Source organism: Bifidobacterium sp. UTCIF-39 (genome assembly GCF_006408715.1).
In the GTDB taxonomy this organism is placed as follows: Bacteria; Actinomycetota; Actinomycetes; order Actinomycetales; family Bifidobacteriaceae; genus Galliscardovia; species Galliscardovia tissieri.
Genome location: NZ_JEOG01000011.1, coordinates 51,235 through 67,642 on the forward strand (window position 1 = coordinate 51,235; position 16,408 = coordinate 67,642).

General features: G+C 62.3%; 7 protein-coding genes. All 7 read left to right on the forward strand.

Annotation, left to right across the window (positions count from 1 at the left end):
- Positions 1-284 precede the first annotated feature (284 nt).
- Entirely contained in the window at positions 285-4,853 is a 4,569-nt protein-coding gene (locus EP30_RS06340) for a family 16 glycoside hydrolase (protein ID WP_140557089.1), read from the forward strand.
- A gap of 208 nt (positions 4,854-5,061) precedes the next feature.
- Positions 5,062-6,705: a SpaA isopeptide-forming pilin-related protein gene (locus EP30_RS06345; RefSeq protein ID WP_140557091.1), complete on the forward strand. Its 1,644-nt coding sequence runs from the start codon at positions 5,062-5,064 to the stop codon at positions 6,703-6,705.
- 38 nt (positions 6,706-6,743) lie between these two features.
- On the forward strand, positions 6,744-7,829 hold the full coding sequence (locus tag EP30_RS06350; protein WP_094664109.1) for a class C sortase: 1,086 nt from the start codon (positions 6,744-6,746) through the stop codon (positions 7,827-7,829).
- 496 nt (positions 7,830-8,325) lie between these two features.
- Positions 8,326-9,687, forward strand: coding sequence for an MFS transporter (locus EP30_RS06355; protein ID WP_140557093.1), 1,362 nt, complete (start codon positions 8,326-8,328; stop codon positions 9,685-9,687).
- A 517-nt stretch (positions 9,688-10,204) separates the two neighbouring features.
- The gene (gene ilvC / locus EP30_RS06360; RefSeq protein WP_140557096.1) at positions 10,205-11,257 is read left to right on the forward strand and encodes a ketol-acid reductoisomerase; all 1,053 of its coding nucleotides are present in this window, start codon (positions 10,205-10,207) and stop codon (positions 11,255-11,257) included.
- 844 nt (positions 11,258-12,101) lie between these two features.
- Positions 12,102-13,484: a GH1 family beta-glucosidase gene (locus EP30_RS06365; protein WP_094664103.1), complete on the forward strand. Its 1,383-nt coding sequence runs from the start codon at positions 12,102-12,104 to the stop codon at positions 13,482-13,484.
- Positions 13,485-13,623: 139 nt separating this feature from the next.
- Entirely contained in the window at positions 13,624-16,326 is a 2,703-nt protein-coding gene (locus EP30_RS06370) for a glycoside hydrolase family 2 protein (protein WP_140557098.1), read from the forward strand.
- The last annotated feature ends 82 nt before the right edge of the window (positions 16,327-16,408 follow it).

The window sequence follows — 16,408 nt, forward strand, 5'->3', positions numbered from 1 at the left end:
GATTGCGCAAATATGACTGTATTTGATTGGATCTGCATATCCGGTCGACTCGGCTTGCATCTCCATTCCCCTTGCAATGCGTGGGATTTTGAGCGCACAACGACATTGTTCGGTTTGCGCGGGCATGGATATTGCGGCTATTCTGAACGGTAACGATTATTGGCGATTAAGGTTGATCGGCTCTGATCGTAATGGAAGACGAAGGCACAATGAGGAGGCGCCTTCGCCCTACACGAGGAGGTGAAGTATATGCGTACGCATATCAAGCAGGGGAGGGGGATCGTATGAGCAATAAGCCCAAGCGTTTCTCCTCTCCCAAGAAACTCGCGGTGGCCATCGCATCCGTGGCGATGTTCGCACCGTTCGTGGCCGTGGGCACCGCATCGGCGGCACCCACCGACCCGGTCGAGGTGACGGTCAACGGCAGCGACGTCGCGGCCGCGGCCAAGAACCGCAACGGTCTGACCTTCAAGGGATTCGGTGTGCTGAGCGCCAATTCCACCAGCGCCCTGCTGATGGACTACAAGGCCCAGAACCCCGAAGCCTACTGGGATCTCATCAACACGCTGTTCGGCGGCGACAACCCGATCATGAACACCGTGAAGATCGAGATGGGCAACGACCGCAACACATCCACCGGTCCGAACGCGGCCACCATGCGCTCGTCCGACGAATACCCGAACGTGGCCCGCGAGCCCGGCTTCCAGCTGGCCGCCGACGCCATGAAGGTCAATCCGAACGTCAAGGTGAGCATCCTGCGCTGGCGCAGCCCCGCCTGGGTCAAGAGCAACGACGACGTCTACAAGTGGTACAAGAACACGATTCTCGCCGTGTACCGCCAGTACGGCTACATGGTCGACTCCGTGAACCCGCACATCAACGAATCCGGACCGAACTTCGCGTGGACCAAGGACTTCGCCAACCGCGTGAAGACCGACGAGGTCGGCTTCATCGGCGCCGGCACCACCAAGGACCTTGACGGCAACGACGTGCTCGCATGGAGCAGCGACGCCGAAAAGGAGGCCTTCCACAAGATCCGTACCATCATCTCCGACGAGGTTGGCACCGGATCGTTCGGCGACGACATGATCAACGACGAGGCGTTGCGCAACGCCGTCGACATCGCCGGCTACCACTACAACACCGCCGATCAGGGAAGCAACTTCAAGACCCTCGCCGACAAGTACGACAAGGAGATCTGGAACTCCGAGGCCCAGTCCACGTTCTCCGTCGGCGCCGACCGCCCGAACAACACCTTGAACCTCGATTCCGGTGAAGGCAACGGCACCAACAACGGCAAGTACGACGGCTCGTCCGGCACCGGCATCGGCGGCATCAACTCGCCGCTCGAAATGGCGAACACCTTCGTCAAGGGCTTCACCCAGTCCCGCCGCACCAACTTCGTCTACCAGCCCGCCATCGGCTCGTTCTACGACGGCTTCCAGTACTCCTCCAAGGAACTGGTCTCCGCCCGTGACCCGTGGAGCGGCTGGCTCTACTACGACACCGGCATGAGCGTGCTCGAACACGTCTCCGGATTCGCCAAGACCGGCTACGAAAGCAACGCCGACGACGTGGACGCCGACGGCATCTGGCGCGGCATCCCCGCCGCATCCCGCAGCGACATCACCGACGGCAACCCGCCGGGACGTGGAACCGGATCCAACGCGTCCCGTGGCGGTGCCACCAGCTACATGACGCTCGCCGCACCGGACAAGTCCGCCTTCTCCACGGTGATCGTCAACGACAGCCAGTACACCAAGACCTACAAGATCAAGGCCGTCGACATGAACGTCGGCGACACCATGGAACTGTGGGAGACCAAGGGCGCCGGAACCTCCGGCAGCTACGCCTCCAACTACATGAAGCCCGTGGCCGAGACCAAGGCCGACGCCGACGGCTACTACACGTTCACCGTCGCGCCGTGGTCCATCGCCACCGCCACCACGCTCGACAAGGCCACCAAGAACGCCGACGGCAGCCTCGCCGCCAAGGACGGACAGGGCAGCCGCGTCGCCGCGTCGAAGGAATACACCAACGGCGCCGATCAGGCCGTGCTCGACACCGATGAGAGCGGCGACCAGAACGGCGTGACCTGGGACAACACCCTGTACGCCGACGACTACGACTACAGCGGCAAGACCGTGGAATCCTACGATCCGAAGTCCGGCAAGACCATCACCGAGGACTTCCTCAAGTCCCGCGGTGGCGACACCGGCGCAACCCCGCTGTACACGAACGACACCAACGGCGCGTTCGAGGTCGTCAAGCAGTCCGACGGCAACTACGTACTGCGCCAGCAGCTGTCCGCAGGCATGCAGGACGGCGGCTGGAACGGCGGCGCGTGGAACGGCGGCGACCCGATCACCACGATCGGCGACAACCGCTGGGCCAACTACAAGGCCTCCGTCGACGTGCTGTTCGAACAGGACGGCTACGCCTGGATCGGTGCCCGCGAACAGGGTGGCACCAACGGTGGCAACAATGTCTCCGCGGCCCAGCTCCGCGTCAAGTCCGACGGCACCTGGGAGTTCTACCGCTTTGGTTCCAAGCTCGCCTCCGGCAATCTCTCCGACGTCGAAGGCGTCAACTGGAAGGCCGGCACCGGCGTGTGGAACAACATCGCCGTGCAGGTGGCCGGCAACGTGTACACCGCGTATGTCAACGGCGTGCAGGTGACCCAGGTCACCGACGACAAGCAGCAGGCCACCGGCCGCATCCAGCTCGGCAGCGGCTACACCAACGTGCAGTACGACAACCTCAAGGTCGAAACCCTTGACGGCTACACGCCCTACTACACCGACCTGATCGACAACATGCACATGCGCAGCTGGGACGACGTGGCCACCCCCGCGCTCCAGTACAATGACAAGTGGCAGCACCTCAACGGCCAGGGCATGTACGTCTACAAGCGCTCCATCTCCAACTCCACCGGCAAGGGCGCGCAGCTCACCTACACGTTCACCGGCACCGGTCTTGACATCAACGGCGCCAACAACGGCAAGGCCAAGCTCAACGTGACCGTGGACGGCAAGCAGATCGCCGCATCCGCCGCCACCATCGCGGCCGGCAGCATGTACACCACGTACATCCTGCGCGGTCTGCCCGACGGCGAGCACACGGTGACCATCGAGACCGCCGACGACAACGCGATCTCCGTCGACACCGTGGGCGTGGTGCAGTACACCGCCGCCGGCGACGTGGACACCACCGCCCTCAAGACCGCGGTCGACTCCTACGCCGACCTCAAGGCCGAGGACTGGAGCGCCAAGAGCTGGGCGATCTTCGCCAACAACCTGGAGAACGCCAAGGCCGCGCTCGCCGATCCGGTGGGCTACGGTCTCGACGTGGAAGGCATGAACGCGATCATCAGCCGTCTCGACACCGCCCGCCAGAACCTGACCGATGGTTCCATCGCCGAAGAGGTGCAGGAGCTCGGTTTCACCGGACTCGCCGTGGTCAAGACCGACGTGGCCAACCTGCCGACCAAGCTGGCCGTCAAGGACGGCAAGGAGACCGCGGTGACGTGGGACTCCGACGCCAAGTCCAAGCTGGCCTCTGCCGCCGACTACAGCAAGGTCAAGCTCTCCGGCGTGACCACCGACAAGCAGGTCGATGGCTCGAAGTACAAGTTCACCATCGAGGTCGAGGCGATTCCGGCCAACACCACCTACTTCATTGATTCCGGCACCAACGGCAAGGACTCCCCGGAGTACACGGCCGTGAAGTCCGCGGTGAAGGGTCTGCTCAACGACAAGGTGGACCAGACGTCCGACGGCTCCACCTGGGGCTATGACGCCAACGCCATCAAGGTGAAGAGCAACACCGACATCAACGACAAGCAGAACACGGGCCTCTACTCCGACGATGACGACGTGACCTACTACCTGCCGCTCAAGGCCGGCAAGTACAAGCTCACCGCCGGATTCCAGGAGTGGTGGGGCCAGGAGAACCGTGAGTCCGCGCAGGCCGTGATCGCGGCCGACGGCACCACGCTCGCCACCGGCGACAACCTGAAGCTGGGCAAGGCCAACCCGAACCTGACTGGCACCGTCGAATTCACCGTACCGACCGACCAGACCGTCAAGTACGTGGTCTCCAAGGTCGGCAACGCGCAGAAGCCTGTCATCAGCTGGCTCGGCGTGGCCGAGGTCGCCGACTACGGCTTCTCCACCGCCGTGGTCAAGGGCACTGACCTGCCCAAGCAGATCAGCGTGGACGGTCTGACCTTCGACGTGAAGTCCTGGGACAAGTCCGCCGCCTCCGCCGTGGCCGACGCAGCCGACTACAGCAGGGTCAAGGTCTCCGGCGTAAAGGCCGACGACACCGTGTTCTCCACCGAGGTCGAGGTCATCCCCGACGGCGTGCAGTACTTCATCGATTCCGGCACCAACGGCAAGGACTCCCCGGAGTACACGGCCGTGAAGTCCGCGGTGAAGGGTCTGCTCAACGACAAGGTGGACCAGACGTCCGACGGCTCCACCTGGGGCTACAACCCGGACGGCCAGAACACCTACGGCTCTGGCGACATCAACGACAAGTCCTCCACCGGCCTGTGGGCAGGCAAGGGCAAGTCCACGATCTACTACCTGCCGCTCAAGGCCGGTACGTACGACCTGTCCGCCGGATTCCACGAGTGGTGGGGCGTCAGCCGCAACATGAAGGTCGTCGTGACCGCCGCCGATGGCACCGAACTCGCCAACGGCAACGCCGATCTGTCCGGCGATGCGCCCGACGTGACCTCCACGAGCACCATCAAGGTCGACAAGGACCAGACCGTCACCCTCACGGTGAGCGGCGTGAGTGCCGACCCGGTCATCAGCTGGGTCGCCGTGGCCAACCACAAGGGCTGACATAACCGAACACGATAACTGAAGATCGCATAACTGAACCGCATACGCAACCAGATGAATCGTGTCCCGCACCCGGATCCCCGGGCCGGGGCACGATCCTCATCGTTGCCACACAGATTTTCGCGGGCGTCATGCCCGTTCCGACCGCAATCGGAACGGGCGGCCCGTGGGGGAACAGACATCTGACGGAATAGAGGAAAGGAATCAGATGAAGCGCAATATCGTCTCCCGCACCCTTGCGGGCGTGGCCGCCGCAGCGATCTCGCTCGGCTGCTTCGCGCTCGGCGCGGGCACCGCGCAGGCCGCGGACAATGACGCCACAATCACGTTGAGCGGCGAGGTGGCCGGCCACACGTTCAAGGCCTACCAGCTGGCCACCTTTGAAAAGGTCAAGTCCGACGGCACGAACATCACCTCCATGGAGCTCGCCACCGTCACCGACAAGGCCGACCTGATCAAGACCACCGCCGAGGCCGCGGCCAACGAAGCCGGCGGCGTGGGTGCCGACAAGGTCAAGACCCTGCCCGCCGCATACACCGGCAACCCGGCCGGATGGCTGTCCAGCTGGACCAGCACCGCCGAGGGCACGAACGACGCCACCGCAGTCCGTCTGTTCACCGAAAAGTACGTCGCCGCCGATGGCCTCGGCGATCCCGCCGCCACCGTAACCGGTGCGGACGGCGCCACCGAAGCCGTATTCAACTTCGGCAACGTCGCCAGCAACGCCGGCTGGTTCGTCATCACCGACACCGACGCCAACGGTGCTCAGCTCGGCTCCCCGATCCTCGTGGGCTCCACCTGGACCGGCAAGACCACGCTGAACAACGTGACGCTTGGTGTGGCAAAGGTCAAGCCGAGCGAAACCGACAAGGTGGCCGCCCCGACCAAGACCGCCGACAAGAAGTCCGTCTCCGTGGTGTCTAAGGCTCCGGGCAATGGCGATGCCAACTGGATCACCTACACGCTGACCGGCGTACTGCCCAAGCACGCCACCGCCGGCTACGTCTACAAGTTCGTCGACGTGCCGCAGGCCGGACTGACCACCACCCCGAACGGCTTCACCGCCCAGATTCAGTCCGTGGACGAGAACGGCCAGCTCAAGGTGGACGCCGACGGCAACCCCGTGTACGAGAACCTGCCGGCCGCCAACGTCACCGTTCCGCGCCGCCAGACCGTCGGAGACGGCACCAAGACCTTCGAGATCGCACTGAAGAACGTCGATAAGCTCACCCCCGGTGCCGCCGTCAAGGTGACCTACATGGGCTACGTGACCGCCGAACCCGAGTACAACGACGCCGGCGTGGGCACCGTGTCCAACACCGCGCATATCGAGTACGGTGCCGCCGACGCCGTGGCCTCCACCGAGTCCGCCAGCGCCTCCGTGAATGTGTTCAAGGGCTTCCAGTTCACCAAGATCGGAGCTGACACCAAGAAGGCCCTGGCCGGTGCCACCTTCACCCTGAAGCTCAAGGACTCCACCGACACCACCGCGCTGCGCACCGCAACCTCCGGCGAGGACGGCGTGATCAGCTTCTCCGGTCTGGGTGCCGGACGCTACGTGGTCTCCGAGACCGTGGTCCCGAACGGCTACTACCAGAACATCAAGCCCAGCTTCGAGGTCGAGGTCTACGAAACTGGCAAGTACACCATCTACACCGACACCACCTGGGATCTGGTGAACAACACGGACCAGAACAACGTCACCGTGACCAACGTGAACAACGTCACCCAGCTGCCGAGCACCGGCGGCATGGGCATCGGCGTGATCACGGCCGCGATCGTGCTGGCCGCCGCCGGCAGCGTGTTCTTCGCCGCCAAGACCATCCGCAACCGTCGCGTCGCCCGCATGTGATCATGCGAGTCTGACACTCGACGACAACCATAAGCGCCATGATTCCCGCTGATCCGCATTCCCCCGCCCGCAAGGGCGACCGTCCCGGTCCGCACGCATCCCAAACCGATGCGCGTGCCGGCGCACGGCAGACCGCCGCGCGCAAACCGGGCGGGGGAGCATGGATCACCGGAATCATGGCGGTGCTGTTTCTTGCCATTGTGGTCGCGCTCGCCGGCTGGCTCGTCTCCTCGCGTATGCAGGCCGACAGCCAACAGCAGCACACGGCGGAGCAGGCCAATCAGGCCGCATCGCGGCTTACCGGCGAACAATCCTCGCGCGCGCTCAAGGAGGCCCGCGCCTACAATCATCAGCTTGCCGAGGACGGTCAGGACGGACTCGGCGCCATTCAGGACCCGTACGCGGCCATCCAACTGCAGCAGGCCGCCGTGTCCAAAGCCACGCAGTCAGGGCAATCACAGCGAACCGACGCCGAGGTCATCGCCGCCGATCAGGGCGAGCAATCCGCCAAGGACGAGGACTACAACCGTCTGGTCAACATCGGCGACGGCATCATGGGCAGCCTCACCATCCCGTCCATCGACGCCACCATGCCCATCTATCACGGCACATCCGACGAGGCGTTGTCGTCGGGCGCCGGCCACCTGTACGGCACGTCGCTGCCCGTCGGTGGCACCGATTCCCATGCCGTGCTCACCGCCCACCGTGGACTCGTCACCGCCGACCTGTTCACACGACTCGACGAAGTACGCAAAGGCGATACGTTCAACCTCGACGTGCTCGGCAACACCCTGTACTATCGCGTGGATCGCATCAGTGTGGTGGAGCCGGACGACGTCAGTCAGCTCAAGATCACACCCGGCGAGGACCGCGTCACGCTGGTCACCTGCACGCCGTACGGCGTCAACACGCATCGTCTGCTCGTGTCGGCGGTACGCACGGACGATGCCGCGCCGACGTCGACCGGCGTATCCCCGGTGCGTATACGGCACGCATGGCAGTACGCCGTCGGTGCGGCCGCGCTGATCATCCTTCTGGGCACGATGTATCTCATGATCTCCCGGCCGCCGGAACTGCCATTGGGCTCCCATCGTGCATCGTCCCGTGCGTCATCAGAGGACTGATTTTTCCTGTGATTTTCTCTGTTTCCCTTACTCCCACAATGCTTTTGGGCATTTGCGGCCGTATGCTGACCCGTGACTCGTCCACATAGTGACCGCTCACTGGCATCTGCGCCGCCGCAGGCCTATCTTCACAAGTGGTTCGGGTCGAAAGGCCCGTGGAAATGACTTTGATACCGAAGGGAGGTTCGCCATGATGTACGGAATGACCGCGCTTGCCGTTGTGTCCGGCCGAATTATTATTCCGTCTTCGTTGGCGGACTGATTCGGCATTCACACTGTTCGAGCACGCCAACGATTGGCGGGGCCCGAACGGACAAAATCTGTTTTAGCCCTGCCGAAAGCGGGTTTTTTTCATGCTCGGCAGTTCTATACCGGGCGAAATCGTTCAGCAAAGTCACAAAGAACAGAAGAGAAATCACTCACACATACGGGCGCGAACGTGCGTCGTGGCAGATCGGCCACGTCCCACGCGTATGTGATTAACAGGAGATTAGAAATGACAGCAGTCGACAAGACTGTCGCGGCCGAGGCCGCGAATCCCGCCACCATGGTGCGTGACTCGGTCAAGACCGTGATCGCCGCCTCCATGGTCGGCACCGCGATCGAATTCTACGACTTCTACGCCTACGGCACCGCCGCGGCGAACTACTTCCCGCACATCTTCTTCTCGGACAAGGCGAACCCCACGGTCGCCCTGCTGATGAGCCTGCTGACCTTCGCCATCGCGTTCATCGCCCGCCCGCTCGGCTCCCTCGTGTTCGGCCACTTCGGTGACCGCATGGGCCGCAAGACCACGCTGGTCGTCTCGCTGATGACCATGGGTGTCGGCACGTTCCTCATCGGCTGCCTGCCCACCTACAGCCAGTGGGGCATCGCCGCGGTCGCAATCCTCTGCCTGCTGCGTTTCATCCAGGGCATCGGCCTGGGCGGCGAGTGGTCCGGCGCGGCTCTGGTCGCCACCGAGAACGCTCCTGAGGACAAGCGCGCGCTCTACGGTTCCTTCCCGGAGCTGGGCGCCCCGATCGGCTTCTTCCTGTCCAACGGCACCTACTTCGTGCTTGAGTCCTTCAACGACTCCGACGCCATGCTCGCTTGGGGTTGGCGTGTGCCGTTCCTGCTGAGCGCCATCCTCGTGATCGTCGGCCTTGTCGTCCGCGTCCACATGGAGGAGACCCCGATCTTCCGCATGGCCCAGGAGCAGAAGAAGGTCGTCAAGTCCCCGCTCACCGAGGTGTTCCGCAAGTCCTGGAAGCAGGTCCTGCAGGCCACGTTCCTCGTCGCCGTCACCTACACGCTGTTCTACACGCTCGCCACGTGGTCCCTCGCCTGGGGCACCAAGGCCAAGGGCGAAGGCGGTGGCAGCCTCGGCTTCACCAACCAGGAATACCTGCTCATGCTGATGATCGCCATCTGCGTGTTCGCCGCATTCATCGTGATCTCCTGCGTGAACGCCGACAAGTTCGGCCGCAAGCGCGTGATCGTCACCTCTTCCGTGCTGCTCGTCGTGTTCGCCGCCCTGTTCCCGTTCCTGCTGAACGGTGAGATCGTCGGCCAGCGCAACTTCGTCGCCAACATGGCCTTCCTGTGCATCGGCTTCGCGCTGATGGGCACCGCGTTCGGCCCGATCGGTGCATTCCTGCCCGAGCTGTTCGACGCCAACGTTCGTTACTCCGGATCCGGTATCGGCTACAACCTGGCCGCCATCGTCGGCGCGGCGTTCGTGCCGACCATCGCCACCTGGCTGAGCTCCCACTGGGGTGTGCACTCCGTGGGCATCTACCTCGGCGTGATGGCCCTGTGCTGCCTCGTCGCGGTGCTGTCGTGCCGTGAAACTAAGAACGTCGACTTCACCAAGTGAAGTCCCCGTTCTAAGTTTCACCGTCGCGCTCGTGGGTCGCGCTCCCTTCGCCTACAGGGAGTCCCCTGGACTCCCTGTTTGACGGCTCAGCACGAACGTCGACTTCACCAAGTGAAGTCCCCGTTCTAAGTTTCACCGTCGCAAATAAGTCAAATAAGTTCACCAAAAAGTCATTTTTGGTGCTTGACTCATCCGTCTCCGATCGGGGAAACTCAATACGGGGGCGGGTGAACAGCAAGCCACACGATGGGAAAATCGCGCACGTACATGACCGTGCATGGTCACGTATGCGAACGCTCACATAACCGTTCCCACCCCAGTCCGCAACCCGGGCAAAAACAATTCAATATTTGGACGCCGACTTTTATGCCGGCCTCTGGAGGACTAGAAATAGTTCCCAGATCGATGACTTTCAACGTCTAGGACACAATCCTTCTCGCCGAAGGCCGTCAGCAATCTCAACCGATTGCCGGACGCCATTGCTCGGCAATCACCAACATATAAAGGAGTGCCAATCATGGCAGCAACTATCTGGTACGAGAAGGACGCCGATCTGTCCGTGCTCGAAGGCAAGAAGGTGGCCATCCTCGGCTACGGTTCCCAGGGTCACGCTCACGCGCTGAACCTGCGTGATTCCGGCGTCGACGTGGTGGTCGGCCTGCGCCCGACCTCCAAGTCCGTGGAGTTCGCCAAGGAGCAGGGTCTCGAGGTCAAGTCCGTGCCGGAGGCCGTGGCTGAGGCCGACATCGTCATGATCCTTCTGCCTGATCAGTATCAGGCCGCCGTGTACAAGAAGGACGTTGAGCCGAACCTGAAGCCGGGCGCTGCTCTGGCCTTCGCTCATGGTTTCAACATCCACTACGGCTACATCAAGCCCACCGAGGATCACCCGGTGTTCATGGTTGCCCCGAAGGGCCCGGGCCACATCGTGCGTCGTGAGTACGCCGCTGGTCGTGGCGTCCCGGTGGTTGTGGCTGTGGAGCAGGATCCGCGCGGTGACGGCTGGGCCATCACCCTGGCTTACGCCAAGGCTCTCGGCGCTCTGCGCGCCGGCGCCATCAAGACCACCTTCACCGAGGAGACCGAGACCGATCTGTTCGGTGAGCAGGACGTCCTCATGGGCGGCATCAACCACCTGTGCGACCTTGGCTTCGACGTGCTGACCGAGGCTGGCTACCAGCCGGAGATCGCCTACTTCGAGGTGTTCCACGAGCTGAAGATGCTGGTGGACCTCGCCAACGAGGGTGGTCTGAACAAGGCCCGTTGGTCCTGCTCCGACACCGCTCAGTACGGCGACTACACCTCCACCGTCATCACCGACGAAACCAAGAAGCGCATGCAGTACCAGCTCAAGCGCATTCAGGACGGCTCCTTCGCCAAGGAGTTCATGGATGATCAGGCCGCTGGCGCTCCGAAGTTCAAGAAGCTGCAGGAAGAGTTCTCTCACCCGCACCTGGAGACCGTCGGCCCGAAGCTGCGCGCCATGTTCTCCTGGAACAACGGCCCGGCCAAGGATGCCGATGAGGCTGAGTCCTTCAACGGCAAGATCGCTCGTACCCAGGTCCAGTGATTTGGGCGCGGCCCTAAGCTTGGCCGCGTGAGCTAAGCCTGTCAAGGCTGTTCGGCTGTCGTCCCGTACATACTCATGTGCGGGACGACAGCCTTTTTCTATTCCCCCTAGTGTGATCGTTAGTGTGATCACACTAACGAGCCAGACTGCCCGAAACCGTTGAAATTCCAACAACTCCATTTGTTAGTGTGATCACACTAAGAGAGAGCGACGTACGGTATGTGGGCACTGTCTTGCGGGCTGGGATTGAGAGAGGTTTGCGGTATGCCGCCGGCGGAGCGGCGGAGAATCCGGCGTCGAAGGCATGCTTCGCCGAACGATGTTGGAATACTGATTCACCGTGGTTTTAGTTAAGCGTTTCAGTTTTATTGATGATGTCGAACGGGCCGTGTGGCTCCGCCATGAGGACCTGTCGTTCTTGCGGTCATTGTGAATGTCGGCGATCGAAAACATTCTCCGTCTCGGTTGTTGCCTAGTGGGTATGATCTCGTCGCGGCGCAAACGTCGATGATCTTCAATTTCTGAACCGATTAAGTGTGTCGTGCTGTTGGATATGCGCTTTTTCGACAGAAGCGTCGGAGAGGCGGCAGAGTATGTCGAATTCTGATATGAAGCGACGGAAAACGTTGATATATATGGGATTTTACGAGAGTTGGCTTCTTCGTCGATCTGGTCATCATTGTAATCGCTGATCAAAAATAGTTAGACATCATTAAAAATATATTAAAAATAAATAGAGATTTGCGACACTACTACTTAAGCGATTAAGAAAAATGTGGTACATTAGCACCAGCACGCCGGCATGCCGGCACTCATCAGACGCATCATCGGCAAAGGAGCAAGTATGAGCACCACATTTCCCAATGATTTTCTCTTCGGCACGGCCACTGCCTCCTACCAGATCGAAGGCGGTGTACACGAAGGCGGCCGGTGCGCCTCCATCTGGGATACGTTCAGCCATACGCCCGGTCGCACCGTAAACGGCGATACCGGTGACGTGGCCTGCGACTCCTACCATCGCTGGCGTGACGACATCGCACTGCTCGCCGACCTCGGCGTGAACGCCTACCGATTCTCGGTGTCCATGCCGCGCATCATGCCTGTCGAAGGCGGTCCGGTCAACGAAGAGGGCCTCGACTTCTACGAACGCATCACCGATGCCCTGCTGGAGAAGGGCATCCAGCCGATCGTCACCCTCTACCACTGGGACCTGCCGCAATACCTTGGCGACAAAGGCGGCTGGCTGAATCGCGAAACCGCCTACCGTCTTGGCGAATACGCGAGCGTGGTGGCCGAACGCCTTGGCGACCGCATCCATACCTACACCACGCTCAACGAGCCATGGTGCTCCTCCTATCTCAGCTACGGTGCCACCGAGCACGCCCCCGGTCTGGGCCTCGGTCCCGGCGCGTTCCCTGCAGTGCACCATCTGAACCTCGCTCACGGTCTTATGGCCCAGGCCGTACGCGCCCAGGTGGGCGACCGCTCGGAAGTCTCGGTCACCTGCAACCTCCAGCTCAACCGCGGAGACGCCGACGCCGTGCATCGTCTGGACCTCATCGCCAACCGCGTGTGGCTCGACCCCATGCTGCGCGGCTACTATCCAGACGAGTTGTTCGCCATCACCCGCGGCATCTGTGACTGGGACTTCATCAAGGACGGCGATCTCGAGCAGATCCACCAGCCGATCGACGTGTTCGGCATCAACTACTACAACACCTCGCTGCTTGCCATGAGCGACCGTCCGCAGTTCCCGCAGTCCACCGCCGCAAGCACTGCGCCCGGTGCCAGCGACGTCGACTGGCTGCCCACCGCCGGTCCGCACACCGAAATGGGATGGAACATCGATCCCGACGGTCTGCATGATCTGCTGGTCCGCGTGCACAACAACTATCCGGAGATCCCGCTCATCGTCACCGAAAACGGCATGGCCGTGGATGATCATCTCGAAATCGCGGCGGACGGTACCAAGGCCGTGCACGACGCTCTGCGTATCGACTATCTGCGTCGCCACTTCGAAGCCGCCCAGCGGGCCATGGACGAAGGCGTCGATCTGCGCGGCTACTTCGTATGGTCGCTGATGGACAACTTCGAATGGGCGTTCGGCTACACCAAGCGTTTCGGCATCACCTACGTGGACTACACGACTCTGGAACGCACGCCGAAGGACAGCTACTACTGGTACCAGCGTCTCATCGCCCAGCGCCGCATCCCGGACAACGACTGATCGCAACGACTGATCGTCACACGTCATCACGATCGGCGAATCCTCGCATCTCGCAGCCCTCGCCCCGCACCCTTGCGCCCCTGCACCCCTTGCAAAACCCGCGATAATCACCACAACAGCGAAGTATATGGAGACCATCATGAACCACACGCCCGCCACGTTCCACCCCCTGCATGCCGGGTGGACGGCCTACGCCACCAATCCCGAAGCCGCGCCCGCGTCGCTGCGTGCCCAACTGGCCGCCGGCATCGCCGCCACGGTCCCCGGTGAGATCACCCTGGACCTCGTCGCCGCCGGACTGATCGACGAGCCCTTCGACGCCGACAACGAAACCCGCCAGCAGTGGATCGGCGACGTCGACTGGCGATACTCCTGCACGTTCGACTGGCATGACGACGGCGCTGACCGGCATGATCTGGTGGCCTACGGACTCGACACCGTGGCCACAATCATCCTCAACGGCCGTTACGTCGGCTCCACGCAGAACTATCATCGCGCCTACCGCTGGGATGTCCGTCCGATGCTCCACGACGGCGACAACACGATCGAAATCCTCTTCGCATCATCCGTGCGCGAATCTGACGCACGTGAACAGCGTCTCGGCTACTATCCGCACACCGAGCATCACGCGTTCAACCAACTGCGCAAGCCGAGCTACCAGTTCGGCTGGGACTGGGGCATCGACGTGGCCTGCGCCGGAATCTGGCAGCCCATCGGCATCGACTCATGGTCATCAGTTCGTCTGTCCGCCGTCCGCCCGCTCGTGGACGTGCGTGGCAACGGTACTGGCGTACTGAACTGCACCATGGAGATCGAACGTGCCGGTTCCGGACGCGTGCCCACCGTCATGGACGCCCACGCCGGCCAGCAGGCTGTGCCGGTCGAGGTTCGTGTACAGGGGCACGGCGTCGACATCACCGTTCCCGGCGTTGTAGAGCAGGGACGTAATGCCACCACCGTCACTGTGGACGTGCCGAACGCCGAACTGTGGTGGCCGCGTGGCTACGGCGACCAGCCGCTATACGACGTGACCGTGACCGCCGGCGGCGCCGTATGGCAGGGACGCGTTGGCTTCCGGACCACCCACGTCGACACCCGTGCCGATGTCGTGGGCCGCCCGTTCCAGATCTCCGTCAACGGCGTGCCCGTGCATGCCCGCGGTTACAACTGGGTGCCGATCGACGCATTCATTACGCGCGGCGATCATGACTTCTACGAGCGGCGATTCCTTGATCTGGTGGAATCCAACTCCAACATGGTGCGTGCCTGGGGCGGCAGCATCTACGAAACCGACGACTTCTACGATCTGGCCGACGAATACGGCATCATGGTGTGGCAGGACTTCATGCTTGCCTGCGCCTCTTACCCCGAAGACGCCGAAACCCGTGCCGAAATCGAAGACGAGGCCCGTCAGCAGATCACCCGACTGTGCCCTCATCCGAGCCTGATCGTCTGGAACGGCTCCAACGAAAACTACGTGGCCTACTCCGAATGGGGTGGCGTGCAGCAGGCGCTGCGTGACGACGACCGCGCCGCCAACGAATACGGCTACGGTGAAAAAGGCTGGGGTGACTACTATTACGCCGAACTTTTCACGAAGCTGCTCGCCGAACTCGACCCCACGCACGTGTACCTTCCCAGCTCCCCGATGAGCTTCAGCAAATTCGTCGACGCCAACCGTGACACCGACGGCACCATGCACATCTGGGACGTCTGGAACCGCGTGGACTACCGCAAATACCGTGACTATACGCCGCGCTTCGCCGACGAATTCGGCTATCAGGCCCCGCCCGCATTCAGCACGCTCAAGCGTGTGGTGCACGACGATCCCATGGATCCGTTCGGCACGCAGATGCTCGTGCATCAGAAAGCCATGGGCGGCAACTACAAGCTTGCCCGCGGCATGCGTTCGCATATCACACCCGGCAACATCGACGACGTGAGTTACCGTGCCGACGGCACGCGTGACTGGCTGATCCCCACCGACGTGTGGACGAACATCGAAGACTGGCACTGGGCATGCCAGTTGCAGCAGGCGCAGGCCATCCGCTTCGGCGTAGAACACATGCGCTCCCTCGAACCCGTGAACGCCGGTGCGCTCATCTGGCAGCTCAACGACGACTGGCCGGTCGTCTCCTGGGCCGCCGTGGACTACTACGGGCATCGCAAGCCCATGTGGTACGCCTCTCGGGACTTCTTCGCGCCGCGCTTCGCCACGATCCAGCCGCGCACATCCGACCGCGCCCGCGAGGACCACAGCTGGGAAGGCAAGGCCGTCGCCCCCGACCATCTTGAACTCATCGTGCTCAACGACACTCGTACGGCATGGTCGGGCACCTGGACCGTCCGCCGGGTGACGCTCGACGGCACCGTACTCGCCGCCGCCACGTTCGATGTGACTGTGGACACCGTGTCGCACGTCGCATTACCGCTGTCCGAAACGCTTGCCGGATTTGACGATCCGTCGAACGAGCTGCTGGTCGCTGAAGCCGCCGCTGCCTTCGCGGCTGATTCCGAGCCGGCGTTTGCCCGCGTGATCTACAATCCGGCCGAAGTGATCGACCAGAACCTGCTGGCGTCCGACCGTGCGTTCCACGCCGACGTCACGCCCGTCGACGACGGTTATGACCTGACGGTGACGGCGACCGGCTACGTCCGCGATCTGTTCTGCATGGCCGACAAGGTTGACGACAACGCCACCGTCTCCGACGGCATGGTCAGCCTGCTGCCGGGCGACACGGTGACCTGGCGTATCGCATCCACTGCCGACGTGGCCGATCCCAACGTGTTCGCCGATCCGAACGTACTGCGCAGCGCCAACGATCTCAAGCGCCAGTGGTAGGAGCAACGCCACTTCACGCCGTATACACTGACTGCACACTGCATGCTGCACACTGCATGCTGCATGCTGCAGAACTACGGAA